Genomic DNA, 20,792 nt, shown 5'->3' with positions numbered 1-20,792 from the left:
TTTGCGTTTTCGGGCCCGTTTCCGGAAATGAAGCCGAAAACGGAACCTGTTGGCTTAGCCTTAGGCCTACAGGGAAGCTGCCGCTTATTTTGTAGTTTTGGCTATTGTATGGCAGACATTCAGCAGATATTGCGGGAGTATTGGGGCTATGACCAGTTCAGGCCGGGGCAGGAGGAGATCATTGACTCTGTGCTGGCGGGGAAGGACACACTGGCCATTCTGCCCACGGGCGGCGGCAAGTCCATCTGCTTTCAGGTGCCGGCGCTGGCGCAGGAAGGCGTTTGTCTAGTGGTGAGCCCTTTGATTGCCCTCATGAAAGACCAGGTGGAGAACCTGCGCAAGCGCGGCATCTCGGCGGCGGCGCTGCACGCAGGACAGCCGGAGCGCGAGCGCGACCTGATTCTGGACAATTGCATCTTCGGAACTACCAAGTTTCTGTATCTGTCGCCGGAAAGATTGCAGACTGATTTGTTTCTGGAGCGGCTCAAGCGCATGAACGTGAGTCTGCTGGCCGTAGATGAAGCACACTGTATTTCGCAATGGGGCTATGATTTCAGGCCGCCGTACCTGGAGATTGCCAAGCTACGCGAGGTGTTGCCCAACGTTCCCGTGCTGGCGCTTACCGCCTCTGCCACCGAAGTGGTCAAGCAAGACATCCAGGAAAAACTCGCCTTCAAAAAACAGCAGGTCTTTCAACAAAGCTTCGCCAGAAAGAACTTGTCGTATTCAGTGTTGCCGGTGGAGGACAAAGAAGGCCGCCTGCGCGAGATTCTGCAGAAGATGCCCGGTACGGCCATTATCTATGTGCGCAACCGCCGCCGTACCGCAGAACTCTCTGATTGGCTACAGCGCCAGGGAATTAAAGCCGCCGCCTACCACGCTGGCCTCCCGCACCAAACCAGAACCACCGCCCAAACCAATTGGATCACAGACAAAGTGCGCGTGATGGTGGCCACCAACGCCTTCGGGATGGGCATTGACAAGCCAGATGTGCGCCTGGTGGTGCACCTTGATTTGCCAGATTCTTTGGAGGCGTATTACCAGGAGGCGGGTCGCGCCGGCCGCGATGGCAAGTACAGCTACGCCACCGTGCTCCTGGGCCCTGAGGAATCGTCTCTGCTCCTCAAGAAAACCACTGAGGCCCATCCACCCTTGGAGACCCTGAAGCGCGTGTACCAGGCCCTGGCCAATTTTTACCAGCTGGCCACCGGCAGCGGGCAATTCCAGTCCTTCGACTTTGACTTGGCCGAGTTCTCCAAGACCTACCAATTACAACCCGTGGAAGCGCATTATGCTTTGAAACAGCTGGAGAACGAAGGCCTGTTACAACTGAACGAAGGGTTTTACAGTCCGTCTAAAGTAAATTTCTTGCTGGAGCACCAGGCGCTGTATGAATTCCAGCTGATGAACGAGACCTTGGAACCCGTGATCAAAGGCCTGCTGCGGCTGTACGGCGGTGAATTGTACAACGACTTTGTGAAAATCTCAGAGGTAGGCCTGGCCAAACACATCAACCTGCCCGAAGCCACCCTCCGGCAGCAACTCCAACACTTGCACCAGCGCAAGGTCCTGGTCTATGACGCCCAACACGACGGCCCACAAGTGCAGTTCACCTTGCCCCGCTTTGATGCCCAGCAACTGCCCCTGGACCAGAAGCGCCTGAACCAGTTTCGGGAGAAAGCCATGAAAAAAGCCGAAGCCGTGGTGACCTACATGCAGAATACCCAGAAATGCCGCACGCTGCAGATCCTAGCTTATTTCGGGGAAAAGTCTGACCAGATTTGCCGCATCTGTGATTATTGCCTGGCCCAAAAGAAAAAAGCCAAACTGGAAGAGAACAAACTCCACCTGGAAGCTCGCATTTTAAGCTATCTCAAAAAAGCGCCCTTGCACCCAAAATCCCTATCACTCCATTTCAGTAGCTCAGAGCAGGAGTTACTGGGAGACCTGTTGCAGCAAATGTTAGAGGCGGGTTTGGTGAGTTATGCCGCAGATGGGAATTTGATTACGAAGGAATAATATATTGTTATTAGTTTTGAATTTATATGTTAACTAGAACGTGGAAATAGCATGTTCTTCCTCTGTCTGTTTTCGGGCTCATTTCTGGAAATGAGCCCGAAAACAGACAGTAAATTTATTGCCTCTGTGGCTTTCCCGCTTGCTTAAGAAATGCGGTTTATTTGGAAGATGCTTTCTTGGGCCGCGTGCGGTGCTTCTTGATGAGGTGATGGATGTAGCTCATTTTCTGAATGACCGGCGCAGAGAACGTCTCGGGGAACAGGTCTGGCAAGCCCAGTGACCGGTTGACCTCGTTTACTTTCAGGCTCAGGTCTGTGTACCGGGCCAGCATAGATTCCATTTGGGCGTCTTCCAGGTCTTCGCCGGGCATTTCCAGCAGGTCTGTGTTGTCTGCGGTGTCCAGCACGGCAATCATGTCCAGGTACGTGCCCCAGGTCTCCGCGAAGTCTTCCCAGGGGTGCATGGTGGCGTAGGCGCTGATGTAGCTGTTGGCCCAGTAGGCCTTGGGGCCATTTTTGTAATAGTGGTCCATGGCTTGGCTTTAGCTGGGGTTTTCATGAACCCCAAAAATAGCCTTGAACGCTTCTTCGTCTTTGCCCTGCACCAGCAACTGCCAGTAGTAGTGGCCAATCTCATGCCTGAAATGCCCAATCAAGGTGCGCTGGGTTTCATTCATCTGCACCCGCAGCTTCTCGCGCTCCACCGGGTCGGCCTCTTTAATGTTGATGGTGATTTTGCCGTCGGCGTGGCCGGTGTACACTTTCTCTTCAGGGCCTATGCCCAACCACCCAAAAGCACTGGGCTGCTGGTCTTCTTTGAAATCAAAGGACAAGGGAAGTTCAAACTGTTGGCCTTTGGAGCCATAAGGGAGCCCAATAAGGTCCAGCATGTGCAGCAGCCGGCGTTTGGCCACCTCCAGCTTGTACCACTTGGTCAGGTTGCCTTCCACAGACAGGTCTGGGATGGTCTCTGTGAGCTGGCAGTAGCCGCACAGGCACTGGGCCTGGTAGGAGCCGGTGCGTTCTACCATGCGGTTGCAGATGTTGTAGCGCGTGTAGTTAAGGCACTTGTCTACCAGGGCCTGGCATTTTGGGTTGGTGCACCGGAAGGCGTCCTGCTCTGGTGCCATGGCGTGCATGCCCTGGCACACGGGGCACCAGCCCACTTCCCGCTGGCAGGAAAGGCACTGTGAATTCTCAAAAAACAACTTGTTGCCGCAGCTGCAATGGAAGGTTTTCATGGGGAATATAAATAGTGGGTTGCCAGTGCCTAACTTATTGCTGCATGGACTGCTGCATAAAAGATGGCTGCAAAATTTGGGTTGGCGCCTGTGGGTGTACTTTCACGTGGTATTTGGTTTCCTGGCCGCCATTAGTTTTCAAGACCCCTTTCAAAGGGCTGCAGTCTCCGTAATCTGTGCCGTTGGCGGCTTTATTGTAGTTGCTGTCGGCTAGCAGGTTGTTGGTGGGGTCAAAGCCCTGCCAGCCAAAACCCGGCAGGTAGGCCTCTGCCCACGCGTGCATGACGGCGGTGCCGGTCAGGTTCAGGCCCTGGTTCAAATACCCCGACACATACCGGCAGGGGATTTTGCTTAACCTGGCCAGGGCCAGGAACAGGTGCGTGAAATCCTGGCAGACGCCGCGTTTCAGTTCAAGCACCTCGCTCACGGGGGTGTGCACATCTGTGGGTTCGGGGTCAAACTCCAGCAGGTCATACACAAACTGGTTGAGCTAGGTGAGGTAGTCAAACACTGACTGGTACTGGGCCCGGAGAAACAATTGTCCGCTAACCGAAGCTGGTAGCGCCGTGTACCGGCTGGTGCCTAAAAAAAGATGGTTCTCAATGAAAAAGTCATGGTCGGCCAGCAGGTTTTGCTCTTCTGCCAAAGAAAGAATGGGCCCTGACGGCAAAAACATCTGCTTTTTCTCCACCACCGCCTGCATCTGGAACTCAAATGTTTTGAACGGTTGCGTGGAATACAACCGGGTAAGGTCAAATCCAAAGGAATTACGGTGGTGAAACACCTCCGCTTTCAAAGAATGATGAAAGGAAAGCTTGCGCACCGACTGCGTCTCATCTTGGCTAGGCGCCACCAGGAAAGAGAAGAACGCCTCGCGCACGTTTTCTTCATAGGTGTTCTGCGTGCTGTAGGTGATCTCAAATACTGTGGTCATGGGTGAAATTACCATCCTCAATTATATTTCAGATACTTTACGTCTAGCAGGTGCGCCAGGTCATAAATGTTTTGGAGGGTTGTCTCCAGAAACTCTACCGGCGAGGTTTCAATGTCTTCAATGGTATTGTACTGGTAGTGGCAGGCCAGCTTGCCGGCAATAAAATTGAGTGAGCCTTTCTTTTTGTCTTCCTGAAAGGGAATGCCCTCAATGTACTGTTTCACGCAGGCCAGGCTGAACGCAATGGACTTTGGGAAGGCCGAGTCAAAGAGCAGGAAGTCCAGCACGGTGTGTTTGGTGGGGCTGGTTTTCTGGCACCGCATGAACATGTCAAAAGACTCAATGCTTTGCAAGGTGGTCATCCATTGGTAGGTCTCCACGGCGCCGCCCTGTTTGGCTGCGTCCAGTTTCTCAATGTCTTTGAGTTTGGTAAGCAAGATGAGGCAGACCTGCACGGCCCGTTCCAGGTGCATGTCCAGAGACAGCAGCATCCATACTTCATTGCGGAGCAGGGTGTTGTCAATATGCCCTTTGATCACGTAGCTGCTTTCTTCCATGCGCTTGGTGAAATACTCAATCTCCGCTGAATGGAAACCAGCTTCAGCGAAGGCGTTCATGCGGTGGTAAAAGGAGTTGATGGACTCCCAGAGCTCAATGGAGATGCTGTCGCGGGCCCCGCGGGCGTTCTCCCGCACCATGTTCAGGTAAGCCAGAATAGAGAAGGGATTGTTCTCTGCAATAGTGGTATAGGTTAAAACGGCTTCGTCATGCAGTTCCGGGTGGGCGGCAAAATACCCTGGGCGGTTAGCCGACATCTCCAGAATGGAGGCCAGCACGGTCTCCCGGCTTTGCCCCACGGGCGCATCTACAGATGACATGAACTGCACCCGCGTAAACCGGGCAATATGTTCAGCTCTTTCCAGGTAGCGGCCCATCCAAAACAAGCTATTTCCAATTCTTGACAGCATGTAAGTAGTGTATGGTGTGGTAGGTGGTTTCTTTTTGGTTGATGGGAATGGTTTTGCGCTTTAGAAGGCTGGTTGGTTTCTAAAGCGCAAAAAGATGTATACACTTTGTAAACGGGCGCACCCCAATTCCTGGAGGGCTTGGGTTAGGGTTCCAGCACCCAGGTGTCTTTGGAGCCGCCGCCCTGAGAGGAGTTCACAACCAGGCTGCCCTTTTTAAGGGCCACGCGTGACAGCCCCCCTTTCAACACAAACTGGCGGTCTTTGCCCAGCAGCGCGAACGTGCGCAAGTCTACATGCCGGGGCTCAAACCGGTCTTCGCCTTCAATGAAGGTGGCGTGGGTAGACAGGTCCATGATGGGCTGGGCAATGTACTTGCGGCGGTTCTGGGTGATGAGGTGCTTGAATTCTGCGAGTTCGGCGTGGCTGGCCTTGTTCCCGATCAAGATGCCGTAGCCACCGCTTTCATCCACGGGTTTCACCACCAACTTGGCCATGTTCTCCAGCACGTACTTAAAGTCATCTTCCTTTTCACAGCGGTACGTTTGCACGTTGTTTAAGATGGGCTCCTGGTTAAGGTAGTACTTAATGATGTCTGGTACATAGGTGTACACCGCTTTGTCATCTGCGAAACCCGTGCCCGGGGCATTGAGCAAGGAAATGTTGCCTTCGCGGTACGCCCCCATAATGCCGGGCACGCCCAGCATGGAATCTGGGTTGAACGCCAGGGGGTCCAGGAAATCATCGTCTAAGCGGCGGTACACCACATCTACTTTCTGCGGGCCGTTAATGGTCTTCATGTACACAAAATTCTTCTCCACGTACAGGTCACGGCCCTCCACCAAGGGTATGCCCATGTTAAGGGCCAGGTAGGCGTGCTCAAAATAGGCGGAGTTATACACGCCGGGCGTGAGCACCACGCATGTGGGCACATCTACGCCATCTGGCGCCACAGACTGCATGGTAGCCAGCAACTCCTGCGGGTACTCCTGCACCGTGCTCACGTTGAATTGCTTGAACAGGTGCAGCAGCGCCCTTTTCATGGCCACCCGGTTGGTGAGTAAATAACTAATGCCTGACGGGCAGCGGATGTTGTCTTCCAGCACGTAGTACTGACCATTACTGTGTTTGATCAGGTCAGTGCCGGAGATATGGTTGTAGATGCCCCCCACCGGTTTAATGCCCTGCATGGCCTTGAGGTAGTTCTTAGAAGAGAAGATAAGGTCTGCCGGCACTACCTTGTTTTTGAGGATGTGCTTGCTGTTGTAAATGTCTTGAATGAACAGGTTGAGCGCTGTGCACCGCTACAAGATGCCTTCCTCCAGGCGCGCCCATTCCGCCGCCTGAATCACCCTGGGGAACAGGTCATACGGGAAGATGCGCTCCACGCCTTTGGCTTTGTAGTTGTACACCGAGAAGGTGATGCCCTGGTTGAAAAAAGACATCTTGGCGTGTTCATTGAGTTCCCTGAAATCATCTTTGGAAAATTGCAGGAACTGCTCGTAAATGCCCTGGTACTCTGGTTTTATTTCACCGGTGGGTTGAAAGACTTCATCTAAAAATTGCGAAGGGGCTTGGTACTTCCCGAACACACTACTTGTCACCCCCTGGCGCATGGCAGAATTCATACTGTATTGTTTATTTGGATGCAATGCTTTTACGTTTCCTTTGAAATTTTTCGCCCTGGCGCTGTCTGGGGGCGCTTGTCCTCTGGGCTGCCCAACAGGTTGCCTTTGCTAAGGCCGTCAAGCAGCTGAACGCATGTAAACGGTAGTTGCTGGCTGCCATGCCTGCCCTTACGGAAAAAGGAGGGGGGAATATTCCTGCGAAAAGGCGTTTTCCAGCCCAAAATCTGCAAATTCAGTATTTAATGAACACATACCGTATTTGTACCAATCAATCAGGCAGGGTGGCCTTGTGCTGGAACAGGTGCGTGTCTGGCTTTTAGGGCGAGGGTCATTTTTGAGTTCACCGGAATTCAATTTCCGTTTTGGGGCTCATTTCCAGAAATGAGCCCCAAAACGGAAATTACCCAGCTTGGCACCTACCAGCGAGGGAGCAGGATTTGGGATTGGTCTGGAGGGCCTAACCTGCTATTTACGCGTTGTGGTTTCTGGTAGGGGCGCAGGGCAAAACTTATCAATGGCTCTGGCCTGGACATAAAAAAAAGGCTGCCTTTTGAGGCAGCCTTTTTTCTTTTGGGAATAGGAGGGGCTTATTGTTTCACCACTCTAATGTTCTCCTGTCCTTTGTCTGACACTACTGTCAAGATGTAGATGCCCGCAGGTACAGAGTTGTCAAGGCTGAGGGTTTGCTGGTTAGAACCAGCGTCAGCGGTCACTACTTTCTGCAGAACCACTTTGCCCATGGCATCTGTCAAGCGCAGGGTCACCTGTTGTTTTCTGTCGGCTACGAAGGCGACGGTAACTTCTGAGGTGAACGGGTTAGGGTAGGCCGAAGAGCTAGAGATCACGCCGTTGAATGTTACCGGCTTCATGCCATAGGTAGTAGATTTTCCGTCTGTGTCTACCTGGGTTAAGCGGTAATAGATGGTTCCCATCTTGTTCGGGCGGTTGTCTGTGTAGTTGTAGTTCTTCACCACGGTAGAGTTGCCACCATTAGAGGCCACAAACCCGATTTTCTCAAAGTTCACCGCGTCTGTAGAAGCTTCAATGTCAAAGCCGGCGTTGTCAATCTCAGCAGCGGTAGCCCAGGTTAACTGTGCTGCTTCGCCGTCACGCTTGGCGTTGAAGTGCATTAAGGTCACAGGCAGCGGTTGGTTGATGTCTGATACCGTTAAGGTAGAGAATGAAGTAACCGTACCGGAGATAGATCTAATGGCAGAAGCGGTGTTCACGGCCTGGTTAGTCTTGCTGATGTCTGTATAGGTGCTGCTTTCTACGCCGTCAACGGTGGTGGTTTTGTAGATACGCATGGCGTTGAAATCACGCAGGCCACCGGCGTTGTTGTCATCATCGGCAGGCCAGGTCAAGGTCACGGCTACCGGAGTAGCAGGCTGGGTAGCAGGCGTTACTTTCCATTTGCGGTTGATACCGGTATTACCATCAACGGTTACGGCGCCGGCTGGGCCAGAAGTACGTACTAAGTCGGTAGTTCCCATGGCTGGACCAGAAGTGATGTTAAAACCAATTCCACCGAAATTGTTAGCACCAGTCACATTTCTGGATGTGGCCAGTTTCCCTACTACGTAGTTGGTAGCCGTCTCAGAAATGGTAGCGGCAGAGCCCAAGGTCAGAGTGTTGGCGTTGGTAGTAATTTTACCGGAAGTAAGGGCTAGGGCACCATTCACCTGCACGTTATCACTGGTCAGGTTCACACCCGCGCTGTTGTTTACGGTCAGGTTGTTGAAGGCTAGGGCGCTGGTGGTAGACACGGATTGAGCGGCAGGACCGTTCAAGACAACTGCACCGGCCGTGCCAATGTAGCCTTCTCCTGCGTGGGTGAAATCACCTTTCACGTTTAAGGTGTTGGCGCCTTGGTCAAACGTTCCAGATGTAATACTGAAGTTGCCGTTTACGGTACGGCCTGCGTTTAAGGTAACCGTGTTGCCTGAGGCATTAATGGTCAGGTTTCTCAAGGCAGTGGCAGTAGTTGGTAATTCTAAGCCAGTAGTAACACCACCCAGATACGTCACATTGTACGTTCCTGAAGGAGTGGCAGAGATAGTACCGGTTGTTCTGTTAATGGTACTATTGGCGGCCATTGTCAAGTTAGGAGCAGTTAAAGCACCTACTGACAAATTTAATGCTGTGTTTATGTTGAATAAACCAGCAATAGTAGCTGTTCCATCAGTTTTAGCAACCGTTAATTCTCCAATGGTGTTAGCAGATGGATCAAAAGTTAAGGATACCAATGCCCCAGTACCATTTATAGCCACCTTAGAAGTAGAATTTCCTAATAACTTACCAGATTCAAAAGAAGCAGTCCCTGACAGCGTTAACGTTCTGCCTGCAATGTTTAAGTTTCCTTTGGTAAGGGTCAAAGCACCAGCCACATTCAGGTTCGAGCCCAAAGCAATGGTGCCAGTAGAACCTACAGATGTACGGTTGAGGATCACATCTTTTACAGTGCCAGAAGATAAAGATAAAGTACCTGCATCGCCGTCACCTGTTATAACTATAGAGGAATTATTAGTAGTGAAAACATTACCAGAACCAATGACTGACCCAGCCATTGTCAATGTTTTAGAACCAACGATTAAATTCCCTCCACTCAAGTTTAAAGTTCTTCCTGCAGCAATGGTTAAATTGTTTGTAAGAGTTACTCCTTTTGAATTGGCTATCTCTAAATTAAAATCGCCTGCAATTGACAGTCCCGATCCAGTATTTTGTGCTGTAGTGCTATTGTTATAAACTATTGTAGAACCTGAAGCAAAAATTCTTCTTATTTCTGCTATTCTAATATTGCCAGTTGGAGGTGTAGCAGTACTTGGTAATGCTGTACCTGAGCCAACTAATGGGGTAACGTCACCAAGCTTTAAAATTCCGTCTGTATCTAACATAAATGAACTGGTAGTACCACCACCAGCCAGAAAATTTCCTGCAGGAATTGAGAGCGTTGTGTTTAATACCTCATATTTCATAACATTTGTTGTAGGAGCAGTATTAGTAACAACTTGATCAATGCCATCTGGGTTACCTACAAATTTAATTGTTGCAACTCCCTGGGTATTTACAATACTACCACCTGTGCGAGTATAATTTCCAGCAAGTTCTACCGTAGTACCTACCTGACCAGATAAATCTAAAGTGCCGGCCATTACTCTTATATCTCCACCTATTGTTAAGGTTGTAGAACCATTATAATGAATAACCAATCGTGATGTGCTAGGAGCGTTTACAATTAAATCTCCTCCTATATAAACTGATTCTATTCCTGTCTCTTCCCCGTCCAAATAAAGCTGCCTTGTTCCTGTGTTTAGAATAGTAAAGTTTCCGTTTATGGTTGTAAGTAAGCCATCCAATAAATAATAATTAGCTGATGTGGGAGCTAAAGTTGGAGTGTCCCAAGTGACATTGCCAAATTCTTGATTTAAACCTAGTAAAGGTTTTGCTACTGCCTTAAGTATTTTAATAGTAGAGCTAGGATGCCAGTAGGCTAAAGGAACAAAACTATTTGCAGAAGAAGAATTTTGCAAATAGACACTAAATTCACTATTGAATAGTAGATTTTCTGGAGTAGAATCAAGGATAAGATTTCTGTTATCCAATGTGCCAGTCACAATCACTTCAGCAATTGTTCTAGTGGATGGGCCTAAAAGTAAAGTTCCGTTATTTTCTAATGTTCCCAACACTAATAGGTCATCTTCTGCCCCAGCGGAAATTTCTAATGTAATACCCGAATTGATGATAATTTTACCCAAAGGGGCAATAGTAGTATGATATATAATAATATCACTATCAACAGATACGGTATGATTGCCCAGAATAATTGTGTTAGTGCTATTATCATAACTTGGAGAAACAGTAGCATTGGTAAAAGTTTCACCTTCATCCTCAGATACTTCCCAAACTGTTGTGTAATCACTCCAATTACCAGAAGCTTTAGTTCTGTAAATCTGCCCCCAACTGGAGTAAACGGTGAGTACCGTAACTAAAACGGTCAAGGCAAGTTGTTTGCCCCCCTTAAAATTTTGTAATAGTGTTTTCATACATTTTGATTTAGCCTTCCCTGTAACTCGCTCTTTTGTTCTAAAAAAATTTTTAATAAAAAAGTTGAGGCGTAGAAGCCGTTTGTGAAACTTTTATTTTTCAGATTTCGTTTAAGTCAATTTTTTACGCAAATCTAAAAAATATAATATTTAGTATATAATATTTAGAAGCTGGGGGAGGCGGTCTAAATATTGGTGCTAAGGTAAGGTATTTAATTAGATTATTTCAATGGACCTTTAGAAAAAAATATGTAAACCAGAGATTTTATTCCCTGTATCACAAAGGTATACACAAATATATACCCTAGTAAATACCTAGTTTTCAGTATTTATACCCATTTCTGGTGTTTTGCCCAATTCTAGGGCAGCCCGCAAAGAGAATTCTAAAATTGGAAGCAGGGCATGTGCCGAAAACCTGATTTGCCGACCCAGAATATCCCGCCTTTCTGCCTTTCCAAGGTTGCCTGGAAATTTACATGTGGTAATAGTGCAAGAAAAGGAGTGGCGGTCAATAGGCGTAGTCAGGGGAGCATGGATGGAATCAGAAAAGGCAGTTGGGTTTTTGGGCTCCGTTTTGGAAATGAGCGCCAAAACAGGTTTTCTCTAGCCATGGCGGTGCTAGGTGGGTTTTTGTTTCTGGAGGCCGTTGGGCATCGGTTTCTGCTTAGGGCTGCCTGGGCTCTGGCGGCGCTGGCCCCTGTTTGGCAAAACTAATTTGCAGGAAGGCAGTAGTGTGCTAGGGGCCTAATTTGGTAAGTGGCCCCCGTACCCAGAAAGCTCCACCAATGAAGAAGACGCCACCTTTAGATAAAAAACCGTTCACCGGCTATGTCACCGTGCGGGGCGCGCGGGAACACAACCTCAAGAACGTTGACCTCACCATTCCCAGAAATGCGCTGGTGGTGTTCACGGGCGTGTCGGGCTCGGGCAAGTCGTCGTTGGCATTTGGCACGTTGTACGCCGAGGCCCAGCGCCGTTACCTGGAGAGCGTGAGTCCGTACGCCCGGCGGCTGTTCCACCAGATGGCCGTGCCCGAGGTAGACGCCATTGAGGGGCTTCCGCCGGCGGTGGCGCTGCAACAGCAGCGCGGCACGCCCACCACCCGCTCCAGCGTGGGCAGCGTGACCACCCTTTCTAACCTGGTGCGCATGCTCTACAGCCGGGCCGGCGACTACCCCAAAGGCCAGCCCATCATCTACGCCGAGGCGTTTAGTCCTAACACTCCCGAGGGCGCGTGCCCCACCTGCCACGGCCTTGGCCGCATCTATGACGTGACGGAGCAAAGCATGGTGCCCGACCCCAGCCTCACCATTCGGGAGCGGGCCATTGCCGCCTGGCCCACCGCCTGGGGCGGCCAAAACCAGCGCGACATTCTGGTGACCCTGGGCTATGATGTGGACAAACAATGGAAAGACCTTCCGCAGAAACAGCGTGATTGGATACTTTTTACCGAGGACCAACCCGTGGTGCCCGTGTACCCCGGCTACACTCCCGAGCAAACCCAGCGCGCCCTCAAACGCAAAGAGGAACCCAACTACATGGGCACGTTCACCAGCGCCCGGCGGCATGTGTTCCATACGTTTGCCAACACCAACAGCCCCCAGATGAAAAAGCGGGTGATGCAATATATGCTCCACACCGACTGCCCCACCTGTCAGGGCAAGCGCCTGAACCCCGCCTCGCTCTCCGTGACATTCGCCGGACTAGACATCACGGAGTTTTCGCGGTTGCCTCTGAAACGGGTGGCGGATTTGCTTGCCCCTTACGGGACGGCATCGGCCAGCGGCCAAACCAGACAGGACCAGGAACACCCTGAGCAGGTGATTGTAAAACAGCGCATTGCCCAGGATTTGACCGCCCGCATTCAGGTGCTGCTTGATTTGGGTTTGGGGTATCTGTCTCTGGAACGAAGCACGCCAACCTTATCGCCGGGTGAATTGCAGCGCCTGCGGCTGGCCACGCAGTTGTACTCGCATTTGTTTGGCGTGGTGTACGTGCTGGACGAACCTTCGGCGGGCCTGCACCCCAGTGACACGGTGGCGCTGCTCACAGCTTTGGAGAACCTGAAGCAAGCGGGAAATTCACTGTTTGTGGTGGAGCATAATGTAGACGTGATCCGGCAAGCCGATTGGTTGGTGGATGTAGGCCCGGCGGCCGGTGAGAAAGGCGGCGAGATTCTCTACAGCGGCGTGCCCGAAGGCCTGCAAAAAGTCACTAATTCCCAAACTGCTGCGTATTTGTTCGGCTCAACGCCCGTAGAGAACCGGGAGCGACGTACGCCAACGGGCTGGCTCAAACTAAGCGGCGTCACCCGCAACAACCTGCAGAACCTGGATGCGGAGTTTCCATTAGGCGTGTTCACCACCGTCACGGGCGTCTCGGGCTCGGGCAAAAGCAGTCTGGTGAGTCAGGTGCTGGTGGAACTGGTGGCCGAACATCTGGGGCAGGAAATCCATCCGGAGGAAGAGGAGGGAGACGCGCTGGAAAGCAAAGCCCCGCAAACCCTGGGCGGCCGGATTGTGAGCGGCATGGAGCAGATCAAGCGCCTGGTGCGGGTAGACCAGAAGGCCATCGGGCGGACGCCGCGCTCCAACATGGCCACCTACACCGGCTTGTTTGACCACGTGCGCAAACTTTTTGCGGCCACGCCGATGGCCAAAAAACGGCGGTATGACGCGGGTAGGTTCTCCTTTAACGTGGCCAAAGGAAGGTGCGAGAACTGCACCGGCGAGGGCTTTGTGATGGTGGAACTGCTTTTCCTGCCCAGCGTGTACGCGCCCTGCCCCGTCTGCCACGGCGCCCGCTACAACGCCCCAACCCTGGAAGTGACGTACCGCGATCTCAACATTGCTCAGGTATTGGATTTAACCGTTGATTCCGCCTGGGAATTTTTCGACGAGGAACCCGCCATCCACCGTGCCCTCACCGTGCTGCGCGAAGTAGGCCTGGGCTACCTTCGCCTGGGCCAACCGGCCACCGAACTCTCTGGCGGGGAGGCCCAACGCATTAAGCTTGCCACGGAACTGCAACGATTATCAAGGGGCAACAGCCTGTACATCTTAGATGAACCCACCACGGGTTTGCACCCGGCAGACGTGGAGAAACTCATGGCTCAACTGGAGAAACTGGTAGACGCCGGCAACACCGTAATTGTAGTAGAACACACCATGCGCGTAGCCGCCGCCTCAGACTGGGTCCTGGATATTGGCCCGGGGGCGGGAGAAGAAGGAGGTCAGATTGTCGCCGCCGGCCCGCCGGATAATGTAGCGAAGGTGAAAGCCAGCAAGACGGCGCCGTTTCTGGCGAAGGAAATTCAGCGTCAATAATGCCTGATCTGGCCGTTTTTGGCCTCGTTTTTCAAAATGAGACCGAAAACAGGATTTAGTCTGGAAGCGGTGACCTACCCCCGCCCCTCCCAGGAGGGGAGTTAGAAGGCATAGTCCAGTTGTTCGTTTTGCTTGGCGTCTTTCGACAGCTTATTAAGAGGGTAACAAGCCCGTGTTGGAAATTTTTCTAGGCATGCTGATATTCCCCTCCTGGGAGGGGCAGGGGTGGGTTAACGCTTTCCCGCGCCGCTGCTTTATTAATGTAGAATCATGGTGAAGCGTGCCTCTGTCTACCTTAAAATCTGGTCTGGCGGAATAGTTTAATTAGCGAACCTTCCCGCAGAGGTTTTCTTCTACTTCGTGAAAACACCTTAAAGGTCCCATGGGGAGTTTCCGTTTTCGGCCTCGTTTTCAGAAATGAGCCCGAAAACGGAAATTTTCCGGCAGCCATTCGTCCGTCTATTCGTAGAACCAGTTTTTGCCAATTCGTCCTAACCTATCAAGAGGCAAGACTTTTGCGGGCTGCGGCAGGGTTTGCGGAAAATTGGCCTACTTGCGTTTTTAATTGAATATGTCCATCCTTTCGCGGCAACGCGTTGCCCTCAGTGTTTTCTTTTTCCTGTCGGGGGTGAATTTCTCCAGTTGGGCGGCGCGTATTCCTACCATTAAAATGAACCTGGGCCTGAACGAGGCCGAGCTGGGTTCTGTCTTGCTGACCATGCCGGTGAGTTCGTTGATTGGCTTGCCGCTGTCGGGGTGGCTGGTGTCAAAGTTTGAGACGCGCGTGCCCCTGGCGGCAGGTTTCCTGCTGACTTGTTTTTCCCTGGCCTGTATTCCGTTGGCTACTACCTCTTTCTCATTGGTGGCGGTGCTGTTTGTGTTCTCGTTGAGCATGCGCATCTTCAACATTGCCGTAAACACGCAGGCCATCAACCTGCAGAAGCGGGCCGAAAAGAAAATCAACGGCGCTTTCCATGGGCTTTGGAGTACGGGCGGCATTGTGGGGGTGGGTATTACCACCGTGCTGGTTTCTTTGAACATAGACATGCTGCCGCACTTGATGACAGTAGCCGGGCTGAGCGCCGTGAGTGCCCTGGTGGCGTTCCGGCATTTGCTGCAGAAAGACCAGGCCCCGGCCGGGAACAAACTCTCGCTCAGAAAGCCAGATCCTTTTATCTTGTACCTGGGCCTGCTGATTTTTCTGGCGGCGGTGTGTGAGGGCGGTATGTTTGACTGGAGCGGCATTTATTTCCAGCAGGTGGTGAAAGAGGAGATTTTCACGGTGGGCTACCTGGTGTTCATGACCTTTATGGCGCTCTCACGGTTTGTCTCAGACAAGGTAGTGGACCGGCTGGGCATGCCCAAAACCTATATGGCCAGCGGGTTGCTCATTTTTTCGGGCATTGGCCTGGCGGTGCTGTTTCCCAGTTTTTGGCCGGCGCTGGTGGGCTTCAGCATGGTGGGGTTTGGGGCAGCTTCTGTCATTCCCATGACCTATACGCTGGCGGGAGCATCGCCCAATTATTCGCCGGGCATTGTGATTTCTCTGCTCACCACCTTTGGCATTGTGGGCATGTTGCTGGGGCCGCCCATGATTGGCTACCTGGCGCATGCGCTGAGTTTGAAGCTGTCTTTTGTGACCTTCGCGGTGGCGGGGCTGATGCTGGTGCCTATTTCCCGCATGTTCTTCCGGCTGCCGAAATAAAAAACTCCCGTTTTTGGGCTCATTTCCAGAAATGAGCCCCAAAACGGGAGGTAAACGTGTAGGTGAAATCTAGATTTCGTTGTAGTTCACCAGTTTCACGCCGGGCATGGTTTTGAGGATGTCCTCCATCCAGGAGCGGTGCGAGGAACCCACGGCCACCACTACTTTTTTGGCGCCTTTCTCCTTGGCCTGCCTGATGATATTCTCGCACATGGCCTGGTTCCTGAGCGTCCAGAAATGAATCATCTGCTGTACTTCCTGGGTGGGGAAACCGGGTGCGCCGTAAAAAGTGGGTCCGCCATAGAAATTCTGCGCCGCATCTATTTTGGCATAGCCCGCCGAGTTCATGAAGGCGTACCCGCTCAGCTTGTTGGCGTAGGCATCCTTCCAGCCGGCTTCCATGAATTGGTTGATTCGTTTCTGGGTTTGGCTCGCCGCTGAGGTAGAATCTGCGGCGGCTTTCTGCTCCATCTCCTTCATAAGAACGGCGGCGCTTCCCCAGGCCTGGTTCCAGTCATTGTCATATTTCTGGCAGTCCATGGGGTAAATCTGGGGGTGCTTGAGTTCATAGACCAGCGGAAAGAAAATCTTGTGGTACTCGCTGTTCACGCGCACAATGCTTCTGCTCTTAAGCGAATCTGAAAGACCGAATTGCTGGCGGTACGAGGCCTGCTGTTGCTGGTTGAACTGGGGCAGAAGTTGGGTTTCCAGCACAAAGAACTGATACTCGGCGTTGCCGCGGTCATGGGTAAAATACAGGTCGCGGGCCAGTTGCATGCGTGCTTGGTGGTTGTTGGGGTTTTTAGCCAGCGCAGCGTACGCTTTGGTGATGTGCTTAGGGCTGGTTTTGGTTTGCTTGGGACTTAGGCTGCGCAGGTAGGCCAACCGTTTTTCATCATTGGCTTTGTTCCAGTACCCGGCTTCCAGGGCGGCTTTGTGGTCTGGGCTGGACATATACTCGCCAAACACCATGTCTGGGTTGTACTTCTTGAGCTTTTCTATGACGGGCCGGTATTTCTCTGCGGCCAGGGTGTTCTGGTGCGCCGACGCCACAATCAGAATCTCCAGCGGTTCCTGCTGCTGCTTTGCCCAGGTGGTTTTAGGGAAGAAGACGAGGCAACACAGGAAAAAAAACACGCTAAACCTGGTGCTGCCGGGGGATGAAAAAAGCATAAAGGGTTGGTTAGGTTGGAATTGAAAAACCAAGATAAGCACCAACAGCTAAGGGGAAAACTGTTTTTTGATGGTGTAAACGAAGGTTTTCAGTCCTCACTGCCTAAGTACTTCATTCAAAACCGATTAGTTATATTCCTTTGCTGCCGGGCTACTGAAAAAGTTTTTCCTGTTTTCGGCTTCATTTCCAGAATGGAGCCCGAAAACGCCTCTCAACCCAACAACGCCAGCAGTTCCTGTTTGCTGAAACCGTTCAGCACGCCGCCGTCGGTTTTGATCAGGTCGTGCACCAGTTCCTTTTTGCTGGCCTGCAGCTTCATGATTTTCTCTTCCACGGTGCCAGGGCAGATAAGGCGCACGGCCACCACGTTTTTGGTTTGGCCAATGCGGTAAGTGCGGTCAATGGCCTGGTTTTCCACGGCGGGGTTCCACCAGGGGTCCACCAAATACACATAATCGGCGCGGGTTAAGTTAAGGCCGGTGCCGCCCGCTTTCAGGCTGATCAAAAACACGCGCACGTCTTCCTGCTCCTGGAATTTTGCTACCGCGCCCATCCGGTCTTTGGTTTGGCCGGTGAGCAAAGAATAGGAGATGCCTCGTTTGACCAGTTCGGCCTGAATCAAGGTGAGCATGGACACAAACTGGGAGAACACCAGAATCTTGTGGTGCGGCGCTTTGCTTTCAATCTGTTCTAACAGCACGTCCAGTTTGGCGCTGGCCTCCCCGTAGGCGGCTTCCTCGGGCAGCAGGGCGGGGGAGTTGCAGATCTGGCGCAGGCGCGTGAGGCCGCGCAGCACGTGCATGGGGCTTTTCTGAATCTCGTCCTCGCCCTGCGCCGAAATGAATTCCCTAATCTCCAGTTCATGCGCTGCGTAGATTTTGCGTTGGTCCTGGCCCATTTCGCAGTACAGCACCATCTCGGTTTTGTCGGGCAATTCCTGGGCTACCTGTTCTTTGGTGCGCCTGAGCAGAAACGGCTTTATTTTGCGCTGCAGTTCCTTGGCACGGCGGCTGTCTTTGAACTGGTCAATGGGTTTTGAATAATGGTCCCTGAAGTGCCGCTTGCTGCCCAATAAACCCGGCACGGCAAACGACAATTGCCCATACAAATCATAGGTGTTATTCTCCAGCGGCGTGCCCGTGAGCACCAGCCGGTTGCGCGCCTGCAAAAGCCTGGCCGCCTGGTACCGCTCAGATTCCGGGTTTTTGATGGCCTGGCTTTCATCCAGCACCACGTAATTGAACGGGCAATTTTTGAGCACCATACTATCAGAGAGCAAGGTGCCGTACGTAGTGAGCACCACGTCAAACCCAGCTATTTCCTGCGGATGCTTGACCCGGTTTTTCCCGTAACTGGTCATGACTTTCAGCGTGGGCGCGAATTTCTGAATCTCCTCCTGCCAGTTGAACAGCAACGAGGTGGGCACAACCACCAGGTTGGTGGTGTGGGGGTGGCGCTGCTGTTGCACTAAAAAGAAAGCCAACACCTGCACCGTTTTGCCCAAGCCCATGTCATCTGCCAGACAGCCGCCAAAGGTAAACTGGTCCAGAAAACAGAGCCAGTTGAGGCCCTGCCGCTGGTAGTCACGCAAGGTGGTTTGCAGTTCTGCGGGCACTTCTACTTCCGGAATACCGTCTTGTTGGGCTAAGGTCTGGTGGTAGAGCGCCACTTCCTTCCTTACTTCTGGGCTCAGCACTTCTTGGTCATAGAGTTCTTCCAGCTGCGCGAAGTTGACTTTGGGCGTGCGCAGTTTTTCGCCTACCACTTCCGCGGCCGAGAACAGTTTTTGCAGGCGCTCCAGCCATTCTTCGGGCAGAATGCCCTGGGTGCCGTCATCTAAAGTCACAAACCTGCTTTTTTTTCTGAGAGCCCTGTGCAAATGCTTCAGCGCCGCTTTCTGATTCCCGAATTGGACATTTAAGGAGGTGTCAAACCAATTGATGCCGCTGGTCACCAACATAGAAATAGTGGCCTTGTGCGGACTGAGTTTGGTTTGCTTCAGGTCCTTGAAACCTAGCAGCGTGATTTTTTTGTTTCGCCAGGCCTCAAACGCGTGAAGAAACCAGTCCTGGGCCAGAAACCGGTCTTTGTGGAGGTAGAAACTATCTAGGTGCAGTTGCTCTTTGAAGTGCGGGTGCTGCTGTACAATGGCGGCGGTGAGTTGCAATTCCGCCTCGCGGTCGCGGTGCACGGTAAAAGAATGGCCTTTGGCGTCGGTGGCGTGAATCTGTTTGTAGCTGAGAACCGGCACCTCCACGTGGCCGTAGCGCATGACGGGCGTGAGCAAGATGAAATCCTCTGAGTCAGAAAGGTAAATGATCTGCTCGCGCTCCCCGTCAAAGCCCTGCTCGGTGAGCTGTTTGGTGGTGGCGGGTTTTAAATAGGCGTAGGAAATTTTGATGCGCGCCTCCAGGTTAGCCAACACATTTTCCTTGAACTCCTGAAGCTTGGAGGCGTGGATCAAGAGATGGAAACTGCGCTTCTGGAAGAAGTCCAGCACCCGGCGCACGTCTGGGTTGTGCAGCAAATACAAACGGTTTTCCAGTTGCAGAAAATGGCCGTATTTAAGGGAAAGGTGCTTGAGCAAATACGGTTGCTGTTCCAGGTACAGCAAACCGGTGATGCTGTAAAAATCGTCCTGGGCCTGCACTTCCAGCACCAACTCCAATGGCACATGCAAAACTTGCACTGCTTGGACAGAACTGGCGGTTATGTTGGCAGAAACCTCGGGCAGGTGATGGTACACCGGTAATTTTTTGGGGTTAGCCACCAAGGCCTGCAGCGCCTGCAGATCAGCGGCAGACGCCTCTGCCCCGTCATAATTGTTCTGAAACCGCGCCACCGCCGAATAGAATTTAAGTTCTTGGGGCTGGTCTGTCTGCCAGATAAAATCTACCGGTGACAATAGCGTGAGCGGGTTCTTGACCTTGCCGTTTTGCGTGGTGGCCGCCGTGTACAGCTCTACCGTGAAATGCTTGTAATACTTGTGTTCAGACAATACCAGAATCTGTTGCGTGCCGGTAGTTTCAGTGCTTTTTGAAGATAAAAAGGGCAGGGGCTGGGCTGGGGCCAGTTTCTCTTTCAGCAGTGCCTGGCTTTGCGCCGTGACGGGCAGCAATTGTGGAAGCCTGGGCTTTATTTCCAGGGCTTTGTTCACGTAGGCCACCTTAAAATAGCGGTCCAGATTTGGTTCCTGGGCCAGGCCGTATTCCTGCGCCACGGGCTTCAGTTTTTCGCGCCGCAGGGCAGCATCAAAGAATACCCTGATCTCTTGCCGGTTGAGCACCGTTTGCAGCACCTGCGCCTGATGCCCGCAGAGCCCGATTTTCAGCGCCACGCAACCGCAGGACACCCACAATCCCTCGGGCTTTTGTTCTACCTGCACTTCTGGGTACCGCCCGTACGGCGAGGTGCCGGAAATGACGGCTCTGTTCAGTTCAAGAACCACAGGCTGCAAATCAAACCCCACCGTGCCGCCCACCATGGCCTCACCAGAGGAATGCCGCGCAATGGTGGCGTAGGTAAGCGTAGCCACTGATACGCCTGGCAGCAAGTAGTTATTGGGATGGTATTGGGCGTGGGGGGCAGTCTGCTCGGGCTCCGTCATTTCAGAAGATGAAGGTAAGCAGAAATTGCGCGCTTCTAAAATGAATTTGCCAGCACCTATATCGTAAAATTTCTATGTACTGGTAGGGGAAACCGGGAGCGCGGCTGTCTTATCTTGTATTCAGCTGTTAGATATTAGCACCATTGCCTTA

The 20,792-nt window shown here is 52.1% G+C and carries 11 protein-coding genes and 2 pseudogenes; 4 read left to right on the top strand and 9 right to left on the bottom strand.

Annotated features, from left to right (window positions below; translation table 11 throughout):
• Window positions 1-108: 108 nt before the first annotated feature.
• Window positions 109-2,019, top strand: coding sequence for an ATP-dependent DNA helicase RecQ (locus tag IMY23_RS06580; RefSeq protein ID WP_192821319.1), 1,911 nt, complete (start codon window positions 109-111; stop codon window positions 2,017-2,019).
• A 157-nt stretch (window positions 2,020-2,176) separates the two neighbouring features.
• Here IMY23_RS06580 and IMY23_RS06575 read toward each other — a convergent pair.
• From IMY23_RS06575 to IMY23_RS06550, 7 genes and pseudogenes are all read right to left on the bottom strand, one after another.
• Window positions 2,177-3,259, bottom strand: a pseudogene (locus tag IMY23_RS06575) (putative zinc-binding metallopeptidase).
• Window positions 3,260-3,293: 34 nt separating this feature from the next.
• Entirely contained in the window at window positions 3,294-3,737 is a 444-nt protein-coding gene (locus IMY23_RS06570) for a transglutaminase family protein (protein WP_192821318.1), read from the bottom strand.
• A 12-nt stretch (window positions 3,738-3,749) separates the two neighbouring features.
• Window positions 3,750-4,193: a transglutaminase N-terminal domain-containing protein gene (locus tag IMY23_RS06565; RefSeq protein ID WP_192821317.1), complete on the bottom strand. Its 444-nt coding sequence runs from the start codon at window positions 4,191-4,193 to the stop codon at window positions 3,750-3,752.
• Between the two features lie 17 nt (window positions 4,194-4,210).
• Complete coding sequence (locus IMY23_RS06560) at window positions 4,211-5,161, bottom strand: alpha-E domain-containing protein (RefSeq protein WP_192821316.1); 951 nt, start codon at window positions 5,159-5,161, stop codon at window positions 4,211-4,213.
• 143 nt (window positions 5,162-5,304) lie between these two features.
• Window positions 5,305-6,450 (bottom strand): annotated as a pseudogene (locus IMY23_RS06555) (circularly permuted type 2 ATP-grasp protein); the annotation flags it as partial.
• 12 nt (window positions 6,451-6,462) lie between these two features.
• Window positions 6,463-6,786 carry a hypothetical protein gene (locus IMY23_RS19955; RefSeq protein WP_225986429.1) on the bottom strand — a complete coding sequence of 108 codons (324 nt, stop codon included), beginning with the start codon at window positions 6,784-6,786 and terminating at the stop codon, window positions 6,463-6,465.
• Window positions 6,787-7,373: 587 nt separating this feature from the next.
• Entirely contained in the window at window positions 7,374-8,882 is a 1,509-nt protein-coding gene (locus IMY23_RS06550) for a T9SS type A sorting domain-containing protein (protein WP_192821315.1), read from the bottom strand.
• Between IMY23_RS06550 and IMY23_RS06545 the strand changes: the two genes are divergently transcribed.
• From IMY23_RS06545 to IMY23_RS06535, 3 genes are all read left to right on the top strand, one after another.
• Window positions 8,833-9,531 carry a hypothetical protein gene (locus tag IMY23_RS06545; RefSeq protein WP_192821314.1) on the top strand — a complete coding sequence of 233 codons (699 nt, stop codon included), beginning with the start codon at window positions 8,833-8,835 and terminating at the stop codon, window positions 9,529-9,531. The genes IMY23_RS06550 and IMY23_RS06545 overlap by 50 nt on opposite strands.
• 2,083 nt (window positions 9,532-11,614) lie before the next feature.
• A complete protein-coding gene (gene uvrA / locus IMY23_RS06540) occupies window positions 11,615-14,155 on the top strand; it encodes an excinuclease ABC subunit UvrA (protein WP_192821313.1) in 2,541 nt (846 codons plus the stop codon).
• A 571-nt stretch (window positions 14,156-14,726) separates the two neighbouring features.
• Complete coding sequence (locus IMY23_RS06535; protein ID WP_192821312.1) at window positions 14,727-15,860, top strand: MFS transporter; 1,134 nt, start codon at window positions 14,727-14,729, stop codon at window positions 15,858-15,860.
• 69 nt (window positions 15,861-15,929) lie between these two features.
• On the opposite strand, the gene IMY23_RS06530 is transcribed toward IMY23_RS06535, so the two are convergent.
• The gene (locus IMY23_RS06530; RefSeq protein WP_192821311.1) at window positions 15,930-17,033 is read right to left on the bottom strand and encodes a DUF5694 domain-containing protein; all 1,104 of its coding nucleotides are present in this window, start codon (window positions 17,031-17,033) and stop codon (window positions 15,930-15,932) included.
• Between the two features lie 212 nt (window positions 17,034-17,245).
• On the bottom strand, window positions 17,246-20,641 hold the full coding sequence (locus IMY23_RS06525; RefSeq protein WP_192821310.1) for a DEAD/DEAH box helicase: 3,396 nt from the start codon (window positions 20,639-20,641) through the stop codon (window positions 17,246-17,248).
• Window positions 20,642-20,792 lie beyond the last annotated feature (151 nt).

This window comes from Rufibacter sp. LB8 (assembly GCF_014876185.1).
Taxonomy (GTDB): Bacteria; Bacteroidota; Bacteroidia; order Cytophagales; family Hymenobacteraceae; genus Nibribacter.
Note: the sequence above shows the minus strand (reverse complement) of the source record. Positions and strands in the feature narration are given on the sequence as shown.

What these genes read in the sequence shown, in the direction of transcription:
- IMY23_RS06550 (WP_192821315.1), bottom strand. Translation starts at nt 8,882, where the DNA reads ATGGCCGCCAATAGTACCATTAACAGAACAACCGGTACTATCTCTGCC.
- IMY23_RS06535 (WP_192821312.1), top strand. Translation starts at nt 14,727, where the DNA reads ATGTCCATCCTTTCGCGGCAACGCGTTGCCCTCAGTGTTTTCTTTTTC.
- IMY23_RS06560 (WP_192821316.1), bottom strand. Translation starts at nt 5,161, where the DNA reads ATGCTGTCAAGAATTGGAAATAGCTTGTTTTGGATGGGCCGCTACCTG.
- IMY23_RS06530 (WP_192821311.1), bottom strand. Translation starts at nt 17,033, where the DNA reads ATGCTTTTTTCATCCCCCGGCAGCACCAGGTTTAGCGTGTTTTTTTTC.
- IMY23_RS06565 (WP_192821317.1), bottom strand. Translation starts at nt 4,193, where the DNA reads ATGACCACAGTATTTGAGATCACCTACAGCACGCAGAACACCTATGAA.
- IMY23_RS06525 (WP_192821310.1), bottom strand. Translation starts at nt 20,641, where the DNA reads ATGACGGAGCCCGAGCAGACTGCCCCCCACGCCCAATACCATCCCAAT.
- uvrA (WP_192821313.1), top strand. Translation starts at nt 11,615, where the DNA reads ATGAAGAAGACGCCACCTTTAGATAAAAAACCGTTCACCGGCTATGTC.
- IMY23_RS19955 (WP_225986429.1), bottom strand. Translation starts at nt 6,786, where the DNA reads ATGAATTCTGCCATGCGCCAGGGGGTGACAAGTAGTGTGTTCGGGAAG.
- IMY23_RS06580 (WP_192821319.1), top strand. Translation starts at nt 109, where the DNA reads ATGGCAGACATTCAGCAGATATTGCGGGAGTATTGGGGCTATGACCAG.